The sequence below is a fragment of the Laceyella sacchari genome (assembly GCF_024927925.1).
In the GTDB taxonomy this organism is placed as follows: domain Bacteria; phylum Bacillota; class Bacilli; order Thermoactinomycetales; family Thermoactinomycetaceae; genus Laceyella; species Laceyella sacchari.
Genome location: NZ_CP103866.1, coordinates 565,010 through 590,194 on the forward strand (window position 1 = coordinate 565,010; position 25,185 = coordinate 590,194).

Consider the following 25,185-nt stretch of genomic DNA (forward strand, 5'->3'; position numbering starts at 1 on the left):
AGAATTCTTTATTATATAAGATGTTGTGGTGCACTACGGATTGATTAACTCTTGAATAGGAGATGAGAAGTATGTGGCTCATCCCCATATTTATGGGCATTCTTTTATTTTTAGGAATTTGGGAAAAGCGAAAACACCAGAAGAATATTGATTCGATTCCGCTACGTATCAACATCAACGGAATTCGCGGTAAATCAACCGTTACGCGCCTGATCACCGGGGTGATGGTGGAGGCAGGATACCGAGCGGTCGGCAAGACGACAGGAACGGCGGCGCGTATGATTTATTGGTACAAGGATGAAGAGAAGCCGATCAAAAGACGGTTGGAAGGCCCCAACATTCGCGAGCAAAAAGTGGTGGTGGCTGAAACGGCCCGGATGGGAGCCAACTGTCTGGTGAGTGAATGTATGGCGGTCAATCCTGACTATCAGATCATTTTCCAAGAAGAGATGTTACAAGCCAATGTTGGGGTGATCGTGAATGTGCTGGAGGACCACATGGATGTGATGGGACCTACCCTGCGCGAAGTGGCTGACGCCTTTACAGCCACCATCCCATACAATGGCCACTTGATCGTCTCAGATGGGCCGTATGTTCCTTTTTTCAAGCGAGTGGCAAGGCAACGTAAAACACAAGTACATGTTGCCGATAACTCCCGTATTTCCGAGAAATTTTTACGTCAATTTGATTACATGGTTTTTCCTGAGAACGCCGCTTTGGCGCTAGCGGTTGCAGAAGCGGTGGGAATTGATGAAGAAACGGCATTCCGTGGCATGCTCAATGCGCATCCCGACCCGGGTGCCATGCGGATTCTGCCATTGGAACATAGTGACACACCCTCTTACTTTGTGAATGGATTCGCGGCTAATGACGCGGCTTCCACCTTGAATATCTGGGAGCGGGTCAAAATGCTGGGCTATCCGACGCAAGATCCCATTGTGGTGATGAATTGCCGTCCGGACCGGGTGGATCGCACAGAACAGTTTGCTAGAGATGTGTTGCCGCATATGCAGATTGATACGTTGGTGGTGATCGGCCAAACGACGCAACCGATTGTGGATGCCTATCAGGCAGGTCTCATTAAATGCAACACATTGTTAGATTTGGAAGACCAACCGACGGAAGCGATCATGAAGGCTATCAAGCCGAAGCTGCAAAATCGGATGGTGTACGGAGTTGGCAATATTCACGGTTCCGCCGAACCGTTGTGCGAGATTTTTGAGCACATGAATCAGCAAGCGAAAGAAGAGCGAAACCGGGCTTATAAAAAGAAAGAATCCCTCGGGAAAAAGGTCAAAGTTGCGCAAATTGTCAGCTAGGAGGAAGATTTCGTTGTTCGGTTCAGACTTATACATTTCTTTGATTATCGGCGTTGTTCTCAGCCTGCTATATGCAGAAAAAGTGGGCGTCGTGCCTGCGGGCTTGATCGTGCCGGGGTACATGGGCCTCGTGTTCGATCAGCCCATCTTTGTTGGAACGGTATTGCTCATCAGCTTTTTGACGTATTTGATTGTGACGAAAGTGGTGGCGCGGTTCACCATCTTATATGGCCGCCGCAAATTTGCTGCGATGCTCATGGTAGGGATTGGATTGAAACTGATTTTTGACTTGTTCGCTCCGATGGTTGTTCCTTATGTGCCTTTTGAAATGCAAGAGTTTCGCGGGATTGGAATCATTGTTCCGGGGCTGATCGCCAACACCATCCAACGGCAGGGATTGGTTCCGACAGTGGGCAGCACATTGCTACTCAGTGGATGCACGTTTCTGATCATGTTTGTTTATCAATTGTTCTAGGAAGTGAAAGAAATGTTGACCTGGAGGCAAAAACTGCAACGATACATCAAGAAACAAAAGAAAAAAGCCACCGTTCACACCGTGATCGCGACGGTTTTCACGGTGGTGTTGATCAGCGTATTGAACGCTACCGACAGGCCTCAAGAGGTGTCAGTGAAAAAAGATCCCAATAGCGTACTGACCATCTCCATGGTTGGGGATATCATGTTTGGCCGGTATGTCGGCTATGCCATCGTTCCGCGGTTTGGTTATGACCATCTGCTCAAATACGTGAAGCCGTATTTTGCGGCATCTGACTATGTGACAGGGAATTTTGAAAATCCCATCACCAACCGCGAAGGATATCCGGAAGCAGATGTGCAGATTCATCTCAACACGAAGCCGGAAGCGGTCAACGCATTGAAAAAAGCCAAATTTTCTTCGGTCAATTTGGCCAACAACCATATTAAGGACTATGGAAAACAGGGATTGTTGGATACATTAAGAGCGTTTGACGGGCAAGATATTGATACGGTGGGCGCTGGACGTGATTTGAAAGAGGCGAGCCGTATCTCATATCAAACCGTCAATGGCATCAAAGTGGCCGTATTGGGTTTTTCTGATATCATTCCTAGGGATTATCGGGCACGAAAAGACCGTTCGGGCATTGCACCGGCGGACCCGGATGTGTTTTTTCCTCTGGTGGCCAAAGCGAAAAGCAATGCAGACCTTGTTTTGGTGCATATGCATTGGGGCTTGGAGTATGACAGCGGCTATCATCCGCGTCAACAAGGCTTGGCCCGCGCTTTGGTGGATGCCGGCGCAGATGTGGTGATCGGGCACCACCCTCATGTGTTGGAACCGGTGGAAGTGTATAAACAAGGCGTGATTTTATACAGTCTCGGCAATTTTGTGTTTGACCAAGGTTGGTCCCGCACCCGAGAAAGTGTGCTGGTCCAATACAAACTTTTGCAAGGCGGAAAAAAAGCCAAGTTGGAACTTCACCCCATGGTGATTCGCGAAGGGCAGCCCCGTCCGCTGACTGGTTGGTCGAATGTGTACCGGCGTGAGAAAATCTTCAATCAATTGACAGAGGAATTCATGTACAGTGATAAATGGAACCAGACATGGACACGCGAAGGGGATTACATATCCCGGATTATTCCGCTGTCTGGTAAAGGAAGACCGCCTGCAGGCAAATGAGGCAGCAGGAAAAGAGGGGAAGGGAGAGAAACGTGAGCAATAAAAACATGCATATCCTTCTTTCCATCCTAGTTGTGGTAGGAATGATATTTGCTTATGTGTATGAAGGAAATAAGTATAACCCCAAGGTGTTTGAACAAACGATCCCCACTCAAAAAAATTATAAGTATGGTGTCGCCGCTGCCCATCCGGAAGCGGTAAATGTGGGGATGAAAGTGCTGGAACAAGGGGGCAACGCCGTTGATGCTGCGATCGCCGTCGGCTACGCGTTGGGCGTGGTGGAACCGTTTGGTTCTGGTATCGGCGGGGGCGGCACGATGTTGATTCATCCGTACAGCAAGAAACAGAAGCCAATCGTGATCGATTACCGGGAAACTGCCCCGTACACCGGGTTGATTCCTGCCAACGGTGTAGGCGTGCCCGGGTTTGTCAAAGGGATGGAACTGGCGCACAAAGAATATGGGTCGATACCGATGGATCGCTTGATCCAGCCTTCCGTCGAACTGGCAGAACGCGGGTTTGAGGTGACGGCGCTGTTAAGCGGTCGGTTGCGGGATGCCCAATTTCGCATGAATGTGAAGCAGTTGCCCCACTTTTATCCGGATGGCAAACCGATTCAACCTAAGCAATTGTTGCAACAAAAAGAGTTAGCTGCGACATTAAAAGCGATTCAAACCAACGGTGCCAATGCTTTTTACAGTGGCATTATCGCCAAGGATATTGAACTCGCGTCGAAGGGTGTCAAGGCAAGTGACTTAAAACGTTACCAAGCGGCGAAAAAAGAACCGTTAAAAGTGAAGTATAATGGTTTTGAAATGGTGACAACCCCACCGCCGAGCGGAGGGTTGATGTTGGCGGAATCCCTGTTCATCGCCGACCAGATCAATGTCGAAAAGACCAAAGACCTGTCGGCTGATTTTATCCATTTGCTCGGAGAAACGGAAAAGCGTGTACAAGGGGCGCGCATGAGAAACATTGGTGATCCCAATTTTATCAATGTCCCGGTGGAAGATATGTTGAGCAAAGATTATATTAAACGCTTGTCCGCCGACATCAACAATGAACGCATCTCCCTCCAATACAAACAAGTGGTCGATTCGATGGCTGATAAAGAGGATCATGACAACACGACCCATTTTGTGGTTGTTGATAAAAAAGGGATGATGGTCTCGGTTACCAACACGCTCAGTAACTTCTTCGGTTCGGGTATTTATGTGGACGGATTTTTCCTTAACAACCAGCTGAAAAACTTCAGTATCCTGTCAGGTTCGCCCAACCGGGCCCAATTGGGCAAAAAGCCGATCAGTTATACGGCGCCGACCATCTTCACCAAGAACGATCGGCCAGTGCTTGGGATCGGTAGTGCCGGGGGGAGAAGAATCACACCGGTATTGACGGAAGTAATTTTGCGGCTGTTAGAGTATGATATGCCGATGCAAACGGCAATCAACCAACCGCGTTTTATCGTTGAAGGAAATGTCATCTATGTGGAGAGAGCCTTGCCGCCGGAAGTAGAGACGGAATTGAAACGAAAAGGGTATACGATCGTGCTGAAACCGGCTAACTTGTTCTACGGCGGCGTGCAGGGGATTCGGGTGAACCGGAGTCAAAACACGATCGAAGGAGGATTTGATAGCCGGCGTGATGGAGCGTTCCGCTTCTCAGACTAATGGAATTTTTGTGGAGGCATGACGGAAGATGAAACGGTTAATCAGCATTCTCACCCCATTTCTTGTGATTGGGTTCATCATGTACATTTTGATTGATTTTCGGCGGGTCGAGGTGCTAAGTGCAGAAGAGAAACAGGCGATTGATCGCTATCGACAAGAGTTGGTTAAAGGAACGCTACTTAACAAGAATCAAAAAGACGGGGTTTTTTTAAAGCAAGATTTTGACCAAATCGCTGCATCGCTGGAATTGTTGCATGAACACTCCCATTATCATGTCTTCGGTCCGGAATGGGGGGAAAGATTGGCCAACCCCGCTCGTGAATTCAACAAGATCCAAGCGATTCTCAACAAGCCGATGTATAAAGGGGACACCGCGCACCAAGCATTTTTACAATCATTGCAGGCTGATCTGACGGAGTCGCGCAAGCACATCGGCAAGCGGTTGGGGCATGACATCTTGGATGACTTGGCGACGTTGGTATTCACGAACGAGATTACTGAAGAGCGACAATGGAGTAATGCGAAGACAATTCAGGTGATGAAAGATCTCGGCGTGAAACTGATTAAGGAAGACGCGAAGGCTGGCGTGACCCCTCCTGGTAAGCAGCCTGCCAATGCGCCGGCTGGCACACAACCGAACCAGCCGTAACAAGAAGCTCTCGGGTACGTGGTGCTCGGGAGCTTCTTGTCATTTGCCCTATCTAGCGAGGTTGTTGGGAAAGTGAAGGAAGACGTGTATAATGTTTTATATGTAGTGAAGCATATTATTGGAGTGAAGATAGATGATTCCTTTGGTGGAGTTTTGTGTAAACAACCTCACGCCGGAAGTGCTTAAAGTGAAGAATAAATTGGAGCAAGACCCAGGCATTGATGTGCTAGAATACGGTTGTTTGGGGAATTGTGGCATTTGTGCGCAAGGTCCTTATGCCTTGGTGAACGGGGAAGTGGTTGCGGCTGGGACGGGGGATGACCTGTACCGCAAGATCAAAGAAGCCATCGATGAGATGGAAGTACGTTATTAAACGCGAAAACGCAAAAGGGCACGGAGTTTAAATGCTCCGTGCCCTTTTGCGTTATTCATAGACTTTGATTTCATTGTAGAACGTATCGCGTTCCACGGCGGTGCGATTAGCTCCCTGGATCAGCCAGACGAGTTCATCGCGGGTAAGCGCTTGTTGTGTCAGTGCCCCTGCCGCATGGCTGATGCGTTCTTCCACCAGCGTGCCGTGCAAATCGGATGAGCCAAAATGCATTGACAGCTGAGCCAATTGGGTGCCAATGTTGATGAAGTACGCTTTGATATGCGGGAAGTTGTCCAGCATCAGACGGCTGATGGCGATGGTGCGCATGTCGTCCATGGCGGAAGTGCGCCGCTTGATCGAGGCGTTGACACTGCGCGGTTGCATGGCCAACGGAATAAAGACCATAAATCCGCCGGTCTGATCTTGCAGTTCGCGGACGCGCAACATGTGAATCAGGCGCTCCTCCAATGTTTCAATCGAGCCGTACAGCATCGTGGCGTGGGTTTTCAACCCCAAGCGGTGGGCGATGCCGTGGATTTCCAGCCATTGGTCGGTGCTGGCTTTGTCCGGGCTCATTTTGAGCCGATAGCGCTCAGTCAAGATTTCGGCGCCGCCTCCCGGCATGGTGTCCAATCCGGCATCGATCAGCTCTTTGAGCACATCTTCGTAAGAGCGGCCGGTCAGACGTGAGAAAAACTCGATTTCGGCAGAGGTGTACGCTTTGATCGTGACATGGGGATAATGTTTCTTCAAAATGGAGATGGTCTCCAAGTAATAGTCAAACGGAACGGTGTGATTGTGACCGCCGACAATATGGAATTCGCGAATTCCTTGTGAGTAGCGAGTGCCTACGTATTCCAAGATTTCGTCAGCAGACATGGTGTAGGCGCCCTCAGCGCCGGGATCGCGCCGAAAGCCGCAAAATGCACATTTGGCTTCGCAGACATTGGTTGGGTTGATGTACATATTTTGAATAAAGTACACTTTGTCGCCATTCCGTTTTAAATTCACTTCATTAGCCAATTGGCCGATGGTGAGCAAATCGGGTGATTGGTACAGTGTCAACCCGTCTTCAAGGGTCAGGCGTTCTCCATGCTGTACCTTTTCCACGATAGGAATCAAGTTTTTGTCCGTAGGGGTGATCGTGAGTGACATGCAATGTCCTCCTTCCAAAACCGCTTCTTTTTGGATTTAAGCTTTTATTGTCCCATTCAATCAGGATGATTCCACCTTATCATATCGACATATGGAAGGCATGCTGCTTTTGCGATCTATGCGACTTTTTTGCACGGGCGCCTGTCTTAGCGCGTGTCATGAGCCGAAATGCAACTGAAATGGGCAACCCTCAACTGTGAAAAATTGCACATGAATGCGTAAAGCTTTACATGCGCTTGGCAACTCCCGTCCTCTTTATTTCGATTGCCTAAATAATTGGTTGCAATTTCCCCTATCCATTCTAACACAAAGACTGAGTGCTGAAAATAAGCGGAAAAAATCGGGGGTCATGTCGAAATGCTTGTCGGGCATGCCGGCTGGTGGATAGAAGCAGAAGCAAGAAATGGGTGCGCATGCCTCTGACTGCGACAAAGAGCGAATAAATGTTGACATTTTTTTACAAATTGGTAAAAATGCCGTTTTGCCCTGTCGGTCTCCTTGACAACATGTTGTCTAAATGGTAAGTTTAATCAAACAATTTGTAAAATGAACATCTAATGTTCTGCTTTTTGTCAGTTCCTACAAAGAGAAAATGTTTTTTCGAGGTTAGAGAGGGTTGGGTCAGATTAAGGGGAGGAGGGCTTAGCGTGGAGTTTTGTGGTTCGCTCGCTGAGCGCATGGAATGTGTCCGTAAGCGGATGGAAAAGGCTGCGCTAGACTTGGGATTGGGACATCCGCAGGTGTATCAACTCAGTCAAGAATTGGATCACCTGCACAATATGTGGGAAAAGTCGTGTTCTGGTCGAAAAAGGGAGAATGTGTACCATATTCGGTCAAGTATGGTGCAATCCAAAGAAGCGAACGAGCATATAAGATATAAGGTCATGTAGCGAGTCGCTCGGTTGTGTGTCGGGGTGATTCCTTAGTATACTGGTATCAGAAGGAGGGGACACCCGATGATTACGTTGACTGAGCAAGCCGCTTTCAAAGTAAAAGAAATGATGCAAGATCAAGAGAACCCTGAAGCCCTGTTTCTGCGCGTAAGTGTGCAACATGGCGGATGTAGCGGATTTTCTTACGGGCTGGGGTTTGATGAAGATAAACAAGACGGTGATGCGTTGCTGGAACAGCATGGGGTGCGTATACTGGTCGACAAAGACAGCCAACCCTTGCTGAAGGGCACCGTGATTGATTACAAAGAATCCATGATCGGAGGCGGGTTTAGCATTGACAATCCCAATGCTATCGCCACCTGTGGCTGCGGCTCTTCATTCCGTACTGCGACCGATGCAGGTAAACCGAGTGATTGCTGACGGCAGTTGTGAGGATCGCATAAGAATAACGCTGTAACCATGGGCTCGCCCCCATCTGCTTCGCCAAGCTGCGACGCGGTGGGGGCGGGCTTCATTCATGTATAAAGCCAGCTTTACTGCATATAGGGTTGTTTTCCTTGAAAGCAGGTGTCATGGCGCGGTCACTTTTTGCGGGTAAAACGACCGCTTTTCGCTGGTATCATGGTGGATATCACTTTGCAAAAAGGGGAGAGAAGGATGCGACTGTTTGAGCGGTTTGGCAAACAGAGCAGAGATGCGGTGGATGAGCTACAAGAGGTCTACGAGGAAATGGTACAGTTACATAACCGGCTGGAAGCTTGTGAACGCGAATGGGCTCGGTTACGGGATGTGGATGAACAGTTGCGGGAAGCTGAGTTTGTAAGGCATTCGGCCAAAGCGGTTTCTGACAAACTGAATGAAGTATACCGGGATGTGCAATTGATCAGTGAAGCGATCCGGACAGATGACAGGGAAACAAGACGGTTTGTCGTGCAACAAGTTCACCAAATGGAATCGCTGGCCAATCAGACGATTGCTGAATCAAAGGAAGCTCTGGCAACCGAAGTAGCCGCATTAAAAGAGGAGTTGCAGAAGTGGATCAAGGAGTCGCAAGCTGAGTGGTGGGCGGGGGTGGAAGCGGAATGGCAAGAACGCATGAGCCGCCTGGAAGAAAAACAGAGCCAACTCGAGTCGACGATGCAATCGTTGCAAGATCAACTTTGCGAGCAACAGAAAAAGGAACAAGCGCTGGACGATGTGGTTACGAAGTTTGCGCAAAAAGAAGCGGACTGGGAAAAGAGGTTGAAGCGAAGAGGGCGCTTGGTGATGATTGCCATACTGGTGTGCTTTGCCCTATCGGTATGGTCACTGTATACGTCGTTAATGGTCTAAAGGTGGAGTAAAGCCCACGGCGGTGATCATGGCAATGTTCCGCCGTTTTTTTATTTGCTTCACTCTTTCGTGTGTGTCACTTGATGCCAGGCATGGCTAGTACTTCTGTTCTTGAATAAGTTGCACTCCTTCATAACCGCAATGTCGGCAAGTGGCATAGTGTGGGCATTGATGAGTGCGGGCATCGATGAGCCCATCGGTCAGTTTGGCATCGTCAATGGGACGATATGGGCTGTAATCCCCAAATAGATCCATGTAACGGCCGTTGTCCACTAGTGGTTGCCCACAGGTGGGGCATGAGGCGGCAAAAGGGCTGAAGCCGTTGCAAACGGGACAAGACAATGTCGACTTGGGCTGCATGGTCATCCTCCTTTGCCATTTAATTTGCCTCCAGGTGGGGAAAACATGCAACGTGTGGAAAACGGGCGAGACGGGCTCATGACAAAGTCAAGTGTTTTCGGAAAGAATCGATGCGGATTTACTTCCCTTATCCCGAACGAGGAACATTAGGCACGAAAGTCGTTTTTGACAGTGATCAAGCTTAAAACTCCCGCTGGCGCGGGAGTTTTGTCATAATTTCAAGTTGGAGCTGTGGCCGGGTTGCAGTCTTGCTTCGGGGTCTAAGTATTGTTTGGCGTTGTTTACGGCAGTGGGCGCTTCACCAAAGCCCACGGCGATCAATTTCACTTTGCCAGGATAGGTGGCGATGTCACCGGCGGCATAGATGCCTGGGATGTTGGTCTCCATGCGGGAGTTGACTTTGATGGCACCGTTTTCGATTTCCAAGCCCCACTGTGCAATCGGCCCAAGGGAAGAGACAAATCCGTAGCTTACGATTAACGCATCGGTCTCCAATGTTTCGGTCACCCCGCTCTTTTTGTCGACCAGAGTGACGCGCTCAATGCGGTCATCCCCGTGCAGGGCTTCGATTTCACGTGGGGTGATGATACGGATGCTGGAGTTTTTCATCTGTTCCACACTGTGCTCGTGGGCGCGGAATTTGTCGCGGCGATGCACCACGGTGACACTGTTGGCGATTGGTTCCAACATGAGGGCCCAATCTACCGCGGAATCACCACCCCCTGCGATCAAGACGTTTTTACCGGCAAATTGTTGCTTGTCTTTGACAAAATAGAAGAGGTTAGCGTTTTCAAAGCGTTCGGACCCGGCTAACCCCAGTTTGCGGGGCTCAAAAGCGCCGCATCCCGCGGTGATGATCACAGACTTGGCGCGGTGAATTTGTTTGTGCGTGACAATCTCAAACAAGCGCTCTTCTTTTTTGTTCACTTCCAACACTTTCTCATCCAAGCAATAAATAGGATTGAAGTGTTTGGCCTGCTCAACCAGATTGTTGACCAATTCTTGGGCCGTCACGCGGGGAAAGCCTGCTACGTCATAAATGTATTTTTCAGGATATAGTGCGGAGAGCTGGCCGCCCACCTGGGGCATGCTCTCAATTACTTTGACCGTAGCCTGGCGCATTCCGGCGTAAAAGGCTGCAAACAAACCCGCGGGACCGGCTCCGATAATGGCGATATCAGTCACCTGCGCATCCATGTGTGGTTGTGTCATGTGAACACCTCCGCAATATTCTTAATATGGCAATTAAATCTCTATGCGTTTCTATATATAATACCTTAAACCAAAAGAAGGGGACTATACGAATTGATAAAAAATTACCAAGCCAGATACACAGAGGATAATGGTGAGGGTTGTGTGACAGAATGAAAACAAAAAGCTCTTGCCAAAAGAACGTGAAAATCATATCATAAACAATGGCATGATTCAATAAGGACGATAAGGTAAGACTTCCCCAGTTTGTGAGGAATTAATCATAACAAGTAGATGGATGTGATCAATGATGAGTGTACCTAAAATTGTTATTCTGGGTGCAGGCTATGGCGGTCTCATGACAGCAAAAGGCTTGGCGAAAGAATTGAAAAGCAACGAAGCAGAGATCACGTTGGTGAACCAAAACTCTTACCATTATGTGACGACGGAGCTTCATAAGCCGGCAGCCGGTACTTCCCATCATGACCATGCGCGTCTTTCGATTCCATCCGTGATCAATACGAAACGGATTAACTTTATTCAAGACCGCGTGACGGCGATCAAGTTGGAAGAGAAGGAAGTCCAATTGGAAAGCAACGAGCCGCTCAAATACGATTATTTGGTCGTGGGCTTGGGAAGCGCACCGGAGACTTTCGGTATCAAAGGTCTGATGGAGAACGCATTCTTCATCCGCAACATTGCCAGCGTGCGCGCGATCCGCGAGCATATGGAATACATGTTTGCGCGGTATGCGCTTGAGAAGAAGGAAGAGCTGATCACCATCGTGGTGGGTGGCGCTGGCTTCACAGGGATCGAGTATGTGGGAGAATTGGTTGACCGGATGCCTGAACTGTGCCGTGAATACGACATCCCGTTGGAGAAAGTTCGGATTGTCAACGTGGAAGCTGCGCCGACCGTGTTGCCTGGATTTGACAAAGAGCTGGTTGAATATGCAGTGAAATACTTAGAAAGCAAAGGCGTCGAATTCTTGATCAGCACCCCGATCGAAGAATGCACCGAAGAGGGTGTCATTTTGAAGGGTGGACAAGAGATCAAAGCGGCCACTGTGGTGTGGACCGGAGGGGTGCGCGGCAACAAATTGGTTGAGGAATCGGGTATCGAGACCATGCGTGGCCGCGTCAAAGTAGACGAATACCTGCGCGCGCCGGGTTATGACAATGTCTTCATCATTGGGGACAGCTCTTTGGTGTTCAATGAAGAAGAGCGCCCATACCCACCGACAGCGCAAATCTCTACCCAACAAGGACAGTACTTGGGCAAAAACTTGGCTGTGAAGTTGCGTGGCGGAGAAATGAAGCCATTCAAATATATGCCAAAAGGTACCGTTGCTTCTCTCGGCCGCAAAGAAGCGATTGGTGTGGTTGGCAACAAGAAATTGATGGGTGGATCAGCAGCATTCATGAAAAAGATGATCGATTTGCGTTGGTTTTATCTTTTGGGTGGTTTGTCATTGGTATTGCGCAAAGGAAAGCTGTAATCAGTCACCGGCCCTTCAACTGGAAGGGTCGGTTTCTTTTTGGTTTGATGATGTATTTATTTGAAAAAAAGAGAAACTACTTATTGTTATCGCTTACATCCATGTTTTTAAGAGGATACCAAATCATTTGCGTGTTTATTTATTTATTAATATCATATATAATATTCGGAAAATAGAGTAAAAAAGGGGGATGAATCATGCTGAGATCGACTAAAAGCAGAAAAGACACGTGCAAATACTGTGAGGGAAACGGTTATGTCACCTTGCTCCTGGGTGGTTCGGAGACGTGTTATGCCTGCAAAGGGAGCGGGAATAAAAAATCGCGTTAACATATAATATACAGAAATTTCACAATCTTATATAAATTGTGTCCAGTCCCGTAGCCCGGGACTTTTTGCTTTATAGTGTGTTTAGCGCATCCATAATGTCTGCATGGTTAATACAGGTAAACATGGGCACGTCACGCAATGTGTAACGGCTTGCTTCGGTTTCGCGCAATTCCTGCACGAGGTTTAAGAAGTCTTTGGCGTCATCCGTTTCAAACGCGACCACAAATTCTTGGTCGTCAATGCCGAAGCTGTAAGTGGTATTCAACTTGACGGTTGGATATTTGCTTCCCACTTGGATATGCTCGTCCATCATCCCTTGACGTGCAGGGAAGGAGAGTTGGTACCAATCGCGTGTTTTGACAAAAGGATAGATGAACAGATATTTGCTCCGACCCGGAATGATGTGGGTGCGGGGATTTTGATGTTCAGGATCCATTTTGTCCACGTATACGCTACGTTTCGTCATGGAGAGGTAAGAATATGTGATAGTTAGGTATTTGCCCAAGCCGGTTCGCATAAGTTGGCTGGTCATTTCTTGGAACGTTTCCAATTCGTTGGCGATCCGCCAGAGCATGATTTCGGCATCAGCCCGAATTCCTACCAACGAATAGGACAGAACAAACATGCCTGGTTTGTTTTGGAACTCTTTCACAACCGCGGCAAACTCTTCTTTGCCTTTTTGTTGTTCTGCGTCGCTGAGGCGGCGCCATGCCGGATCTACTTTGAAGAATGTAAAGTTGACGAATTGGGTTGGGAGATTTGGGCGTTTCGGCGCTTCTTCACCGGTTTGTGCCCCTGGTCTTCCTGAGAAGGAAGGTCTGCCTTGTGGACGCATAATGAAAGTCCTCCTTTTGCTTTATCCAACCCCTATTGTAGCGAAAGAGGAGAGAAAGAAGCAAACGGCTTCAACAAATCGCCATCATTTCCCGGCCGCATTTGACCAAATGGGTTATTTTCAGTACAATGAGTGAGGATTTTTAATGATGACGGAGGCGGTCAACTTGTATCTCGCCCAGTTGATTATTTCCATTCCACTTCTATTCGTGCTGTTTTTTGGAATTGGATTTATCTTAAACATGATCTTAAAAACCACATGGCTTCCACTGATCATCTTTTTCGGAGTCGCCTTTTATGTGGGTAAAGATGTCAACCAAATATTTACAGTGGTCAACGCGGTTCTCTTTTTCTCGGGTTTGGCGGGCGCGATCGGTGGCATATGGACGATCAAGACGTTGCGCCAAAAAGGGTATCGCATGTTTTGATCTGGTGCGCGAAGTGATCCGGAACCCAAGGTTTCGGATTTTTTTTGTGCTTTGGCCGCTCATGGGCGAAGCCGTGAGTCCTGATACGGGTCTCCTTCTTCAGGCGCGCGAAAGCGATCAGGGTAAAGCAGGTGTGCCACTTGTTTGACGCCGAGCAATAGACGCGGAGATGGACGGCAAAACCATCCTTCTTCTAAAATGTGTATGTTGCCCTTTTCGATCAGGGGGGTTCCCTGCCAAGCGGGACGGGAGGTGAAGAAGGCGGGTTTGATTCGTTCTCGCGGCACACCCGTCCATGTGACTAACACATAGTCAGGTTGCCGTGCGGCCACGTCGTCCCAGTCCGTTTGCACGCTTTCGGTGTCGTGATCAGCATAAATATTGGTTGCGCCGACGAGTTGGCAAAGTTCCGTCAGCCAACTTTTTCTGCCAGGAGTAAACACGGGTTTGGGCCACCACTCAAAATAGAGCCGCGGTGGGGTTGTTTGACGTGGAATGGCAGCCTGAATGAGGGATATCTCCTGCAAAAAGCGTTGTTTGGCAGCTCGCCCTTGTGAGGGCATACCGAGGGCATCTCCAAGATAGACGAAATCTTCTGCAATATCTTGCAGGGTCTTGGGATTGAGAACCAAGGTGGGAATGCCTGCTTGTTTAAGCTGCGAGATGTTTTTCTCCATTCCCGGTACACTGAGGGAGGCGATGACCAAATCTGGACGCAACGCCTTGACTTTGTCCATGTCTATGTCCAGATCTGGTCCCACCCGGGGCAGATGTTGCCATGTATGCGGCCAGTCGGAAAAGTCGTCCAGGCCGCATACTTCTTCACGCAAGCCCAAGAAGTGAAGCATTTCGGTGTTACTCGGACAGATCGATATGATGCGTTTCATTCCCATGCCTCCTCTCGAGTTGGGCTGTTAATACCAAATGTAATACATCAAAATGGCAACCAGCGTGCCGAACCAGGCGCCAGTGAATACTTCAATTGGTTTGTGGCCCAAAATCTCTTTCAACTTGATTCGGGTTTCCGAGGACGGTTTTTCATTTAGATGGCGAATCTCGCGGAGCAAAAGCGAGAAATCTTCTGCCAGTTGGTTCAATACTTGAGCGTGCATGCCGGCTTGTCTTCTCACTCCAGTCGCATCATACATGACAATGATGCCAAAGATCGTGGCAATGGCGAATGCAGGTGAGTTCCAGCCTGAGGTCAACCCGATGGAAGTGGCCAAGGAAGTGACGGCGGAGGTGTGGCCGCTGGGCATGCCGCCCGAACTATATGACCAATTCCAGTCCCACTGGCGGGTGATGGTGTAATTCCAAGGAACCTTCAGCAGTTGGGCCAGTGTGATGGCGATAAGTGATGTCCAGAGAGGAAAATTGTGTGCCAGTTGTTCCAGCATCGATCGGGGTCACCCTTTCTGAGAAGTGCGGTAAACGGATTCTACGCTTCATCGGCTCATTTTAGTTAATGTGTGTATTCGTTTTTGACGGGGGCACGATCCCCCCGGGCCACCGAGGATGGTGGTTGTGTAAGTGGCGGGTTTCCGCCATCTTTTGCTATTTTGTCAGAGATAAACTATTTCATTATATTATATCCTACCCTTTTTTTAAAACGACGGATCCTCTTTTTTGAAGAGGAGATTAGAAGCGGATGGGCGAATCTTTCTTATGCCTTTTTAAACATGGATGGAAGGGGGAGAACTTTGCGGAGGCGGATGTGAATGACTTGTATAGGAGGCAAGCCAATGAATAACTATTTGCCGGGGTTCGCCCGACTGCTTGATCGATGTGAATGTCCCAAATGCGGAAAGGGTTTTGGCGTATTGCAAGGAAAGTCAAACATCGTTCAATGTCCCACCTGCGGCGAAAGGGGCTCAAAACACCTTTTTTTAACGACAGACAGTCTTTTGTTTGAATTGGCCCTTTCGCGGCAGAAGATGGCCAAAGCGGTGTGGCAAGCATCAAAGGATGCCCAGCCCGACGTGTAAAAAAATTTTTTTATAAAAAGGGTTGTCAATCGAGTAAAGCTGTGATATATTTAATTTCGTTGTTACGAGTTGCCGAAGTGGCGGAATTGGCAGACGCGCACGACTCAAAATCGTGTTCCCGCAAGGAGTGTGGGTTCGAGTCCCACCTTCGGCACCATCTTACATACCGAAAACTCACCACATATTCATTGGGATATGTGGTTTTTATTTTTTTACAGCCTTTAGCCTATTCGTTCTTGACTTAGTCATAAACGCATGTTAGATTGAATTGCATCCACCTGCCGATATCATGCTGGGGTGGCGGAATTGGCAGACGCACAGGACTTAAAATCCTGCGGTGGGTGACCACCGTGTCGGTTCGAGTCCGACCCTCAGCACCAACCAAGCCTTGACCTGTTGCAGGTCAGGGCTTTTGTCATTTTTGGCGGATCAAAAGGCAAAAACGCCCCGAAACTGTCGAGGCGTTTTTGATGATGTCAAGTAAGTGAGGCGACATAATAGGAAGAACCCGTCATGCGCAACAACTCGTTTTTGTCTGGGCCTTCGTAAATCGAGTCAAGAATATGCTTGAGCACAAGGTAAGCGGACAAGGGCTCAGCGAGGTAATTTTCCATATAGAAACGGCGCGTTTCCGGGCATAAGATGAACGCACGCAAGTCTTCCAATTGCTTTACCCGGTTTTTGATCACTTCCAAAATGTCCGGCCGATCCGCGAACAGCTCGCCTTCGCGCCATGTCAGGGTGATATGGTCAAACAGCCAGCCTTTGACAGTGAATTCTCTTCTATGTTTCATGGCTTCCTCCTTTTTCCCGATTACTTTAGCGACCTATTATCCTATACGGCGTTAAGGAGGACATTCCTGCTATAGATAACGAAGAAATACTATTGAATCAAGAAATAATATTCGGATAAGTGCGAGGTCAGGGCTTTATGGCGTTTAGGGCGCGAAGGCGGTATACTTATCTCTTTTTGACCACTTGGAACTGATCGCCGATCAAGAGCCAGTTTTGGGGGAAGGCAAGACCGAGCCGCCAATAGCTGATTCCACGAAGCCCGAGCTCTTTGACTAAATTGATTTTGGCCTGGATGGAGCGGGCGTCTTCAAACCAGACGGCATGCCGGTTGCCATCATCGTCGACATAATTGAAGTGGGGTGCTTGCGCGACAGGGTCATACTGAATCTCTACGTTTTCCCTGGCGGCGATGGCGATGGCTTGTTGTGGGCTCAAGCCCCTGGCAGGCGGATTGCCTGGGCGATATGGCAAGGTCCAATCATAGCCGTATAGATTTTGACCCAAAGAGATTTTGTTAGCAGGCATTTCGCTTAAAGCGTAGTCAACCACCCTGCGCACTTCATTGATGGGGGAAACCGCCATGGGAGGGCCACCACTGTATCCCCATTCGTAGGTCATCAGCACCACAAAGTCGGCAACGCGGCCATGAAAGCGATAATCATGGTCTTCATACCATTGCCCGCGTTGGCCTCTGCTGGTCTTGGGAGCGAGAGCCGTCGAAACCGTAAAGCCCAGCGGGCGCAGGCGGTTGACTGCTTTTTCAAGAAAGCGGTTGTATGGCTCGCGATCTGGGGGAGGAAGAAATTCAAAGTCAAAGTGGATGTCACTGTATCCCACGCGGTTAGCTGTTTCGATGATGTTGTCCAATAACCGATCCTGCACCTCGGTGTTGTTCATGATGATGTGCCCAATCTCCTCGCTGAATTGATCTTCTTCTTGGTTGCTGATCACCATCGCCAATGCGACGCGGTTGCGGCGGGCGATGGCGGGCAGTTGGTTTGTTTCTGGGGCTTGTAGCGAACCATCCCGCCGAACGCGGTAACTGGCGACAGAAAGGTAGGTCAGGTATGGAGAGACTTGTTCCGTCTCCCGGCGGAGTGCTTCGCTCAATTGGGTGTCTGGCTCAATGTAAGCGTTTATTTCGGCTGGCCGTTTGGCTGCTGGTGGGATGTAAAGCCGCATACCGATACGCAAGGGGGTTTGCGGGGACAAACGGTTGATTTGAGCCAGCCTGAATGGGGGTACACCGAAGCGCCTGCCGATCTTGTAAAGGGTGTCCCCTCGCTGTACCCAATAATATTGCCCTGAAATGGGAATAACCATCGCTTGCCCAGGTACCAAATCTTGCGGATTGGGCAAGCGATTGGCCTGTTCGATCACATCCGCCGAAAGGGAATAAGCTTCGGCGATGCCAGGCAGTGTTTGCCCCCTGGCCACGACATGGATTTGCATGATGAAAACTCCTTTCGCCGCAAACATTTCTTGTTTCATATGTATGAGTCGGCAGATCAATTATTCAGATGGGAGAGATTTCGTTATGAGAGTTTTACTTGCTCCTGATTCGTTTAAAGGTTCTTTGGCCAGTGTGGAAGCGGTACGAGTGATGGACAGGGGATTGCGGCATGTTTTTCCCGATGCGGAGACGGTGCCTTTTCCCATGGCGGATGGCGGAGAAGGGACGGTTCGTGCGCTGCGGGAGATCATTGGCGGACAGGATATCAATGTCTCTGTTACCGATCCCCTGGGTCGAAAGCGGTGGGCTTCGTATCTGTGGGTGGCCCAACAGCGGTTGGCTGTCATCGAGACGGCATCCGCTTCTGGCTTGCCGCTTCTTGCCGAACAGGAGCGAGATCCGGCGCGAGCATCCAGCTACGGGACAGGATTGTTGATTCGGCATGCGTTGGATCAGGGCACAGATACGCTGATCCTAGGCTTGGGCGGCAGTGCTACCGTGGACGGGGGAATGGGGTTATTGAGGGCGTTGGGGGCGCGTTTCACCGACTCGAAGGGAGAAGAGCTCATGGGTGACGGCGCTTCGCTGTTGCGGGTGGCACAGGCGGATTTGACAGGGCTTGATCCCCGGCTCAGACGAGCCGATGTGATTTTGGCGACCGATGTGGAGAATCCGTTGCTTGGCCCCGAGGGAGCGGTGTCAGTCTTTGGGCCCCAAAAGGGAATGCAAAGCAGAGATATCCCTGCTTATGAAGCGGGGATGAGCCGCTACGCCGATGTGATGCGGCGGGTGACGGGCAGGGATGAGCGGCACGCACCGGGGAGTGGAGCGGCAGGCGGGATTGGATTCGGTTTGTTGTCTTGTTTGGGATGCCGGAGGGAAAGTGGGTTTGATTTGATTGCTTCGCAGGGCGGACTCATGGAGAAAATGGCTGAGGTGGATTTGGTTTTCACTGGGGAAGGGTGTTTTGACAGCCAATCCTTCTATGGAAAAGTGCCCGTCAGCATTGGGCGAATGGCTAAACGGCTGGGTGTGCCTGTCATCGCCTTTGCTGGCCGAATCGAAGGGGAGCAGGTGGCTCTGCCGGATGTGGGTATCTCATTGTTGGTGCCCATTGTGGATAAGACCATGTCATTGGCAGAGGCGCTCGACCAAGCTGAACTGTTATTAGAAAAGGCAGTGTGGCGGGTGGCTACAGCGATCAAGCTGGGAAGAGGGTGGGATTAACAATCTATTAGATAAAACTAATCCAATATATAAAAGATATATTGAATATTTTAATGATGAGAGATATGATATTTCTTGTTGTACACATATAGCGAAGGGGTTCATCACATGAAAAGAATAGCCATTGTTCTTGTTATTAGTTTATTGTCACTGGTAGGTTGTTCAATCATGGACCAAGCTGACGCTGAAAAAGTGGTGCTGGAAATCAGCAAGCTCGTTGATAAAGGTAACGCTATTAACAACCGCTTGGCTGCCACTGTTGACAATGTAGCGATGGACACGGCCGTCAACACGTTGAATATCAGCTTACAAAAGGGAAATGTGGATAAAGAGGCGCTGAATAAAGTATTGGAGTTGACGAAAAAACAAAAGGAAAGCTCTGAAAAGGAGCGCAAAGGCTTGCAGGAGATCAAGGCGCAAATTCCGGCAGTTCAAGCCAAAACAGCCAACTTGTCTGAGAACCGCAAAAAAATGGCTGACCAAACATTGGCTGATTTGCAAACCTTGACAGAGAACGAGCTCAAATTGAAAGACATCGAGATCGAAATGTTTGAGCTGAACCTGAAGTACTATGAGGCGATCGGTCAAGGCAAAGAACCTGCCGAAGACAACTATGAACAATTGGAAGGCGAAAGCAAGAAATTGGAGTCCCAAGTGAATAGCGATCTGAAGAAATTTAATGATTCTTGGAACGCGTTCCACAAAGATGTGCGCGGCACAGATACAAAAGCACCGATTGGTGGATAATTTGTCAATCTCATGCCAACCCTTGACAATAAATGGGTTGGTTTTTTCTATGGGAAAAATGGAATACATTTTCCTTGCAGTATGATATGATGAGTATTCATTCTTACATTTCTTCAAACGGCTCATCTGCTGAATGAAGATGTCAGGGATGGTTATCGATATTTTATTTGGAAATCACGCTTAATGAGACATCAGCTCCATCAATCGAATGGGGTGGATGATTTCGGTGATGGAAGCTGAAAGGGGCTTTATTGATATTGAAAACATTTCATGACTTCGGGCTTAGCCCGGATGTGTTAAAAGCGGTCGCGGGAATGGGCTTTAACCAGCCGACTCCGATCCAAGAAAAAACGATTCCGCTCGCATTGGATGGCCAAGATGTATTGGGCCAGGCGCAGACTGGGACGGGGAAGACAGCGGCATTCGGCATCCCGCTCGTGGAGAAGATTTCCCTCGATTCGGATGGGATTCAAGGTCTGGTCATCACGCCGACCCGTGAGCTGGCGATGCAAGTGGCTGCGGCTCTGCACCGGTTGGGCAAGGTCAAGCGGGTGCGGACATTGGCAGTGTACGGAGGTCAGGAGATTGAAAAGCAAATTCGCTCTTTGAAGAAACGTCCGCACATTGTCGTGGGTACGCCAGGACGATTGCAGGATCATTTGCGCCGGCGAACCATCCGTTTGAGCGATCTTCGGATGGTGGCGATTGACGAAGCAGACGAAATGTTGCAGATGGGCTTTATCGAGGAGATTGAATCGATTTTGGCACAAGCGCCTGCCATCAGGCAAACGTTGTTATTCTCAGCGACCATGCCACCGGCGGTCAAAACGTTGGCTGAGAAATTTATGACCCAACCGGTTCATGTTAAAGTAAAAGCCAAAGAAGAGACGATTCCGAGCATTGAACAATACTACATTGAATTGCACCCAAAACAGAAGTTTGATGCCCTTTGCCGGTTGATCGAAACGCAAGCACCGGAATTGGCGATGATCTTTGCGCGCACTAAAAAACGGGTGGATGAGATAGCGGAAGGGCTAACCAAGCGTGGATACCATGCTGAAGGATTGCACGGTGACCTTTCGCAAGCGCGCCGGACAGCCGTCATGCAACGATTTAAACAAGGGATGATCTCCATTCTTGTGGCTACGGATGTGGCGGCCCGCGGATTGGATATCAGCGGTGTGACCCATGTCTACAACTTTGACATCCCACAGGAAGCGGAAAACTATATACACCGGATCGGCCGTACCGGCAGAGCAGGGAAATCGGGTGTGGCGACCACCTTTGTCACCCGCCGTGAAATGGATCATCTGCGGATGATCGAACAGGTGATTCGCCGCAAAATGACACGAGCGGAAATTCCGACTATCAAAGACGCGTTGCGGGAACAGCAGCGCATCGCTGTCGAGCAGTTAGCAAAAGTGGTTGATGGGCAAACGGACAGCGATTATGCTGTATGGGCCAACCACTTGCTTGATAAGCACGATCCTGTGACGGTCGTTGCCGCGGCACTGAAACTGCTGACCAAAGAGCCCAACACCACGCCTGTGCAAATCTCGGAGGATGGTGGCGGCTTCTTCCCCAAAAAGAAAGGGATCAGAGGCAGAGGCGGCTCGCGTAGAGGTGACTGGAGCAAAGGCAAACCCCATCGCCAGAATCGCTCTGCCGGCAAAGGTAAGCCGTTTGTAACCAACAAAAAAAAGGGTAAAAACCATCATGTTGATGTGTGAAGAAACCGCCGCCCCAAACGGGTGGCGGTTTTTCAATCCCCTCTGTTTGCCATTGACCCGGTCAAACGTCAAGATGTAGCATTAGCAGTGTGATATAAACAAAGAAACGGGGAGCGGACGGATGACGATGGGACAGATTCCGGCATATCCAGAGTGGTCTTGGTCGCAATCACGGCACCATCTGTTGACGGAGTGCAAGCGTAAGTATTACTACAACTACTACGGTTCCTATCCGGGTTGGCTGGCGGAGGCCTCCGATGAAGCGAAACGTCTATATCGGCTGAAACAATTGCGTACATTGAACCTTGTGTTCGGTGAAGTGATGCACCGCCTGGCTCATGTGGCCTTGCAGCGTTGGGAGCGGGAACGTGCTTTGCCGGGGGAGGAGGAATTGCAACATATCGCGCGCATGTTGTTAAACCAAGCCGTGCGGGATTCGCGGGACCCGGTGGAATGGTGGGAAATGCCAACGCGGCGGACCATGTTGCATGAACTTTATTATGGAGGGACGCTCCCGGCGGTATTGATTGCCGAATTGAAAGAGAGGTTGCCGCTGTGCATCCGCCATCTTTTGCAAAGCACCAGCCTGCGTGAGCGTTGTGACTCTGCTACCGCGGAAACAGTAGAGGCAGAACATTTGAGCAAGTGGATTTTGGAAGAGACGAAGGTGTACGTCAAAGTGGATTGGATTTATCGGGTTGGGGAGAAATGGGTGGTCGTCGATTGGAAGACGGGTGAAAAAGAGGATGCCCATGCTACGCAACTCAAGTGGTATGGGTTGTATCTGCACCAATGCTACCATGTTCCTTTGTCACAGATCGAATTACGCGCTGAATACTTGTTGACGGGGGAGTGCGAACAGTTTGGTATCACTGAGCAAGATATGGATGAGGCCTTAGGGCGGATGCATGCCAGTGTGCGAGAGATGAGAGAGTTACTGGCTGATCCAGATCGGAACGCCCCTTTGCCGGAGGAGGCTTTCCCCCCCACTTCTGACGAGCAGACGTGCCAGTGGTGCAATTTTCAAGAAGTTTGTCGTGCACGCCGATGAAAGCACTTTGTTGTCATGATGGTAAGGGAAGAATGGTTTGCGCTATATTTACTCAAATTGTTAATTCCGGAAGATGAAATAGCCGAAAGAGGAGAAAAGGCCTCCTTTTTCGGCTATGCTTTATTCTTGCCGTGCTTGTTTGCGCAACACATATTTCAATACTTTGCCCATGCCGTTTTTGGGTAATTGATCGATAAATTGCACTTGGGTGAGTTTGTATTTGGCCAAACGGGAGTGGCAATGCTCGAGGACATCGGTTTCGGTGAGATCTGACTCAGGCGCTTTTACCACATAAGCCCGGGCAAGCTCGCTCCAAACCGGGTCTGGCACCCCGATTACCGCTACTTCTACCACGCCATCGAGCTGATGAATAACGGCTTCCACTTCCGCGGGAAACACTTTTTCTCCGCTTGTCGCGATCATGTCTTTATACCGATCAACAATGTACAAATATCCTTCCTCATCGATCTTGCCTGCGTCTCCGGTGTGAAACCATCCATTTTTTAGGGCGTTGCGGGTTGCTTCAAAGTCGTTCCAATATCCATTGAACACAAAAGGGCCTTTTACCACGATCTCACCGATTTGGCCTGGCGGTAGCTCTTGGTTTGTATCGGGATCGATAATTTTGATTTCGCCCACGAGAAGTTTGCCGACTGAACCGATGTGATCCATGTCGCGTGATTGCCAAAAAGTCACACCCCCGGTGCATTCGGTTGTCCCATATCCCACATTGAGCGGATAACCCAAGGCATCAAATTGTTTAATCAGCGATTCGGGAACGGGAGAGCCGCCGCTGTATATTTCTTTCAATGTTGCGAAGTCCTGGCCGGACTTTAGCAAGCGAGGCAACATCAGGTGAAGCAGGGATGGCGCTGCGAACAGCGTGTTGATGTTTTCTTTTTCCACCATATCCAATATATAAGCCGGATGGATGTGGGGGATGAAGACCAGCGTGGAGGCAAATAGCGGTGCCGCTGAAATTGTGCACACCCCGCTGATGTGAAACAATGGGGATGAGGCTAATTGTCGGTTGCCATAGGCAGGTTGCGTAGCCAACATGGAGGCCATCGTGGCGTGGTACAGATTGGCGTGAGTGGTACACACCCCTTTCGGTTTGCCGGTTGTGCCGGAAGTAAACGTGATCACACAAGTTTCTTCCATATCTATCTCTATGTAAGGTTCCGTGTCGGGATAAAAGGTGAAAATTTGCCCAAACGAAGGATCGAGTTCATCGCCAATGCTGACTTTGATTTTCTTTTCTATATCGGTGGACAGTGAATCAACGATGTTGGAGAACGCCTCGTCATAGAACAGGAAACGGGGCTTGCTTGATTCCACCATCCAATCGATTTCTGTCGACGTTAACCGATAGTTGATTGGGACGAGAATGGCCCCCACTTTGGCAATCGCGTAAAACAGGGTGCAAAAAGGGTGGTCAGTCGCGCATAATACAGCGATGCGCTCCCCTTTTTCCACTCCTTCCGACAACAAGTAGTGGGCCACTTGATTGACACGGTGGTTATATTCACGGTAGGTGATGCGGGTTTCATTGGAAACCAATGCCTCAAGATTGGGTGAAAAGTTTGCTCTTCTTCTAAGAAATTCCCCCACTGGATACATGCAATCACCCCAGTTGATAAAAATTCAGATTTCACACAATATATATTAAACTAGCAGGTCACAAGTAGCAATCATCAGCGGGTTTCCGATTGTGTTGGTTTTTTCATTAGAGACCTTTGATAGAAAGCGATTGTTGGGGGGATTGGGCTCAGTTAAAATTGGGAAAAGGATGCGAGATGTATTCAATTTTTTAAAAAATGAGAGGGAGCGGCGCAAATGAAAAAGAGAAGTTTGCGCATCTGGCTGGGCACAGCGGTGGTCGTAGTCGGAGTGATTTTGATGGTCGTTTGTTGGCGGGTGCTGACGGCGCAGTACTCAGTGGCTGGTTTGCATCCCCAAGTGGCCCAGGCCAAGGAGCAATTGATCGAGAATTGCAGGAAACGAGGGATTTACATCCAGATCACAGAAGGGTTCCGCTCATTTGCGAAACAAGATCAACTTTATGCCAAAGGCCGGACAAAGCCGGGGAGGGTAGTGACCTATGCTCAAGGGGGCGAGTCCTACCACAATTACGGACTGGCAGTGGATTTTGCGTTATATGATCCCAAACAGAAGCGTCTAAGTTGGGATGTGGAGAAAGATGGCAATGGGAATGGGGTGCCCGATTGGGAAGAAGTCGTGCAAGAAGCCAAAGCGCTGGGCTTTGCGTGGGGCGGGGATTGGAAGGGATTTAAGGATTACCCGCATTTGGAAATGACCTTTGGGCAGTCAATCGTCGAATTGATGCTTGCCAAGAGATGGAGAGTGTGGATGGGTTGGTGGTAAGCCCATCCTTCAAGTTTACTCACGGTGGCGGAAAATCTTTGCCTCATATCCTGTTTTTTCATTTGCCACGAGCGGTTTTTGATATAGTCGGGACTTCAACTTTTTGGTAAACTCGTCTTTGTAA

General features: G+C 49.3%; 26 protein-coding genes, 2 tRNA genes and 1 pseudogene. 20 read left to right on the top strand and 9 right to left on the bottom strand.

Features of this window, described 5'->3' with window-relative positions; all coding sequences use genetic code 11:
- Positions 1-71: 71 nt before the first annotated feature.
- The 6 genes and pseudogenes from pgsB to NYR52_RS03050 form a co-directional block, all read left to right on the top strand.
- Positions 72-1,214: pseudogene (pgsB, locus tag NYR52_RS03025) on the top strand (poly-gamma-glutamate synthase PgsB); the annotation flags it as partial.
- Positions 1,215-1,332: 118 nt separating this feature from the next.
- Positions 1,333-1,794 carry a poly-gamma-glutamate biosynthesis protein PgsC gene (pgsC, locus tag NYR52_RS03030; protein ID WP_022737811.1) on the top strand — a complete coding sequence of 154 codons (462 nt, stop codon included), beginning with the start codon at positions 1,333-1,335 and terminating at the stop codon, positions 1,792-1,794.
- Between the two features lie 12 nt (positions 1,795-1,806).
- Positions 1,807-2,976 carry a CapA family protein gene (locus NYR52_RS03035; protein ID WP_259436249.1) on the top strand — a complete coding sequence of 390 codons (1,170 nt, stop codon included), beginning with the start codon at positions 1,807-1,809 and terminating at the stop codon, positions 2,974-2,976.
- A 32-nt stretch (positions 2,977-3,008) separates the two neighbouring features.
- Positions 3,009-4,646: a gamma-glutamyltransferase gene (gene ggt / locus NYR52_RS03040; RefSeq protein ID WP_259436250.1), complete on the top strand. Its 1,638-nt coding sequence runs from the start codon at positions 3,009-3,011 to the stop codon at positions 4,644-4,646.
- A 28-nt stretch (positions 4,647-4,674) separates the two neighbouring features.
- Positions 4,675-5,295, top strand: a complete 621-nt coding sequence (locus tag NYR52_RS03045; protein WP_154986635.1) for a hypothetical protein — start codon at positions 4,675-4,677, stop codon at positions 5,293-5,295.
- A 133-nt stretch (positions 5,296-5,428) separates the two neighbouring features.
- Complete coding sequence (locus tag NYR52_RS03050; RefSeq protein WP_154986636.1) at positions 5,429-5,668, top strand: YuzB family protein; 240 nt, start codon at positions 5,429-5,431, stop codon at positions 5,666-5,668.
- A 51-nt stretch (positions 5,669-5,719) separates the two neighbouring features.
- Here NYR52_RS03050 and mqnE read toward each other — a convergent pair whose 3' ends face one another.
- Positions 5,720-6,823, bottom strand: coding sequence for an aminofutalosine synthase MqnE (gene mqnE, locus NYR52_RS03055; RefSeq protein ID WP_259436251.1), 1,104 nt, complete (start codon positions 6,821-6,823; stop codon positions 5,720-5,722).
- Between the two features lie 647 nt (positions 6,824-7,470).
- Here mqnE and NYR52_RS03060 point away from each other — a divergent pair.
- From NYR52_RS03060 to NYR52_RS03070, 3 genes are all read left to right on the top strand, one after another.
- Positions 7,471-7,713 carry an aspartyl-phosphate phosphatase Spo0E family protein gene (locus NYR52_RS03060; RefSeq protein ID WP_022737816.1) on the top strand — a complete coding sequence of 81 codons (243 nt, stop codon included), beginning with the start codon at positions 7,471-7,473 and terminating at the stop codon, positions 7,711-7,713.
- A gap of 66 nt (positions 7,714-7,779) precedes the next feature.
- Positions 7,780-8,136 (top strand): iron-sulfur cluster insertion protein ErpA, encoded by a 357-nt coding sequence (gene erpA, locus NYR52_RS03065; protein ID WP_054096454.1) that lies wholly within the window; start codon positions 7,780-7,782, stop codon positions 8,134-8,136.
- 237 nt (positions 8,137-8,373) lie between these two features.
- Positions 8,374-9,048 carry a hypothetical protein gene (locus NYR52_RS03070; RefSeq protein ID WP_132219620.1) on the top strand — a complete coding sequence of 225 codons (675 nt, stop codon included), beginning with the start codon at positions 8,374-8,376 and terminating at the stop codon, positions 9,046-9,048.
- 96 nt (positions 9,049-9,144) lie between these two features.
- On the opposite strand, the gene NYR52_RS03075 is transcribed toward NYR52_RS03070, so the two are convergent.
- Together NYR52_RS03075 and NYR52_RS03080 are read right to left on the bottom strand one after the other, a co-directional pair.
- Entirely contained in the window at positions 9,145-9,408 is a 264-nt protein-coding gene (locus NYR52_RS03075; protein ID WP_132219621.1) for a hypothetical protein, read from the bottom strand.
- Between the two features lie 210 nt (positions 9,409-9,618).
- On the bottom strand, positions 9,619-10,605 hold the full coding sequence (locus tag NYR52_RS03080) for an NAD(P)/FAD-dependent oxidoreductase (RefSeq protein WP_259436717.1): 987 nt from the start codon (positions 10,603-10,605) through the stop codon (positions 9,619-9,621).
- A 304-nt stretch (positions 10,606-10,909) separates the two neighbouring features.
- Here NYR52_RS03080 and NYR52_RS03085 point away from each other — a divergent pair, with 304 nt between their 5' ends.
- Both NYR52_RS03085 and NYR52_RS03090 read left to right on the top strand, forming a co-directional pair.
- Positions 10,910-12,097 (top strand): NAD(P)/FAD-dependent oxidoreductase, encoded by a 1,188-nt coding sequence (locus NYR52_RS03085; RefSeq protein ID WP_029072035.1) that lies wholly within the window; start codon positions 10,910-10,912, stop codon positions 12,095-12,097.
- A 197-nt stretch (positions 12,098-12,294) separates the two neighbouring features.
- Positions 12,295-12,426, top strand: a complete 132-nt coding sequence (locus tag NYR52_RS03090; RefSeq protein ID WP_158283162.1) for a YuiA family protein — start codon at positions 12,295-12,297, stop codon at positions 12,424-12,426.
- A 70-nt stretch (positions 12,427-12,496) separates the two neighbouring features.
- Here the strand turns inward: NYR52_RS03090 and NYR52_RS03095 are convergent, their stop codons facing one another.
- Positions 12,497-13,261, bottom strand: coding sequence for a chlorite dismutase family protein (locus tag NYR52_RS03095; RefSeq protein WP_054096452.1), 765 nt, complete (start codon positions 13,259-13,261; stop codon positions 12,497-12,499).
- A 145-nt stretch (positions 13,262-13,406) separates the two neighbouring features.
- Between NYR52_RS03095 and NYR52_RS03100 the strand changes: the two genes are divergently transcribed.
- A complete protein-coding gene (locus NYR52_RS03100) occupies positions 13,407-13,688 on the top strand; it encodes a YuiB family protein (RefSeq protein WP_022737824.1) in 282 nt (93 codons plus the stop codon).
- A 59-nt stretch (positions 13,689-13,747) separates the two neighbouring features.
- Here NYR52_RS03100 and NYR52_RS03105 read toward each other — a convergent pair whose 3' ends face one another.
- On the bottom strand, positions 13,748-14,575 hold the full coding sequence (locus tag NYR52_RS03105) for an ABC transporter substrate-binding protein (protein WP_022737825.1): 828 nt from the start codon (positions 14,573-14,575) through the stop codon (positions 13,748-13,750).
- A gap of 27 nt (positions 14,576-14,602) precedes the next feature.
- The gene (locus NYR52_RS03110) at positions 14,603-15,085 is read right to left on the bottom strand and encodes a divergent PAP2 family protein (RefSeq protein WP_022737826.1); all 483 of its coding nucleotides are present in this window, start codon (positions 15,083-15,085) and stop codon (positions 14,603-14,605) included.
- A 345-nt stretch (positions 15,086-15,430) separates the two neighbouring features.
- On the opposite strand from NYR52_RS03110, the gene NYR52_RS03115 reads away from it, so the two are divergent.
- The 3 genes from NYR52_RS03115 (at position 15,431) to NYR52_RS03125 (ending at position 16,053) form a co-directional block, all read left to right on the top strand.
- Positions 15,431-15,673 carry a hypothetical protein gene (locus tag NYR52_RS03115; RefSeq protein ID WP_022737828.1) on the top strand — a complete coding sequence of 81 codons (243 nt, stop codon included), beginning with the start codon at positions 15,431-15,433 and terminating at the stop codon, positions 15,671-15,673.
- Between the two features lie 71 nt (positions 15,674-15,744).
- Positions 15,745-15,830, top strand: a tRNA-Leu gene (locus NYR52_RS03120).
- A gap of 134 nt (positions 15,831-15,964) precedes the next feature.
- A tRNA-Leu gene (locus NYR52_RS03125) sits at positions 15,965-16,053 on the top strand.
- A gap of 96 nt (positions 16,054-16,149) precedes the next feature.
- Here the strand turns inward: NYR52_RS03125 and NYR52_RS03130 are convergent.
- Together NYR52_RS03130 and NYR52_RS03135 are read right to left on the bottom strand one after the other, a co-directional pair.
- Positions 16,150-16,467, bottom strand: a complete 318-nt coding sequence (locus tag NYR52_RS03130; protein ID WP_022737829.1) for a hypothetical protein — start codon at positions 16,465-16,467, stop codon at positions 16,150-16,152.
- Between the two features lie 166 nt (positions 16,468-16,633).
- Positions 16,634-17,920, bottom strand: coding sequence for a glycoside hydrolase family 18 protein (locus NYR52_RS03135; protein ID WP_259436252.1), 1,287 nt, complete (start codon positions 17,918-17,920; stop codon positions 16,634-16,636).
- A gap of 85 nt (positions 17,921-18,005) precedes the next feature.
- Between NYR52_RS03135 and NYR52_RS03140 the strand changes: the two genes are divergently transcribed.
- From NYR52_RS03140 to NYR52_RS03155, 4 genes are all read left to right on the top strand, one after another.
- Positions 18,006-19,148, top strand: a complete 1,143-nt coding sequence (locus tag NYR52_RS03140) for a glycerate kinase (protein ID WP_259436253.1) — start codon at positions 18,006-18,008, stop codon at positions 19,146-19,148.
- A gap of 168 nt (positions 19,149-19,316) precedes the next feature.
- Entirely contained in the window at positions 19,317-19,895 is a 579-nt protein-coding gene (locus NYR52_RS03145; RefSeq protein WP_132219626.1) for an Atg14 domain-containing protein, read from the top strand.
- Between the two features lie 257 nt (positions 19,896-20,152).
- Positions 20,153-21,625, top strand: a complete 1,473-nt coding sequence (cshA, locus tag NYR52_RS03150) for a degradosome RNA helicase CshA (protein ID WP_510735782.1) — start codon at positions 20,153-20,155, stop codon at positions 21,623-21,625.
- A 121-nt stretch (positions 21,626-21,746) separates the two neighbouring features.
- The gene (locus tag NYR52_RS03155; protein WP_259436254.1) at positions 21,747-22,676 is read left to right on the top strand and encodes a PD-(D/E)XK nuclease family protein; all 930 of its coding nucleotides are present in this window, start codon (positions 21,747-21,749) and stop codon (positions 22,674-22,676) included.
- A 120-nt stretch (positions 22,677-22,796) separates the two neighbouring features.
- Here NYR52_RS03155 and NYR52_RS03160 read toward each other — a convergent pair whose 3' ends face one another.
- Complete coding sequence (locus tag NYR52_RS03160; RefSeq protein ID WP_132219629.1) at positions 22,797-24,296, bottom strand: class I adenylate-forming enzyme family protein; 1,500 nt, start codon at positions 24,294-24,296, stop codon at positions 22,797-22,799.
- A gap of 216 nt (positions 24,297-24,512) precedes the next feature.
- Here NYR52_RS03160 and NYR52_RS03165 point away from each other — a divergent pair, with 216 nt between their 5' ends.
- Positions 24,513-25,061 carry a M15 family metallopeptidase gene (locus tag NYR52_RS03165; protein ID WP_132219630.1) on the top strand — a complete coding sequence of 183 codons (549 nt, stop codon included), beginning with the start codon at positions 24,513-24,515 and terminating at the stop codon, positions 25,059-25,061.
- Positions 25,062-25,185 lie beyond the last annotated feature (124 nt).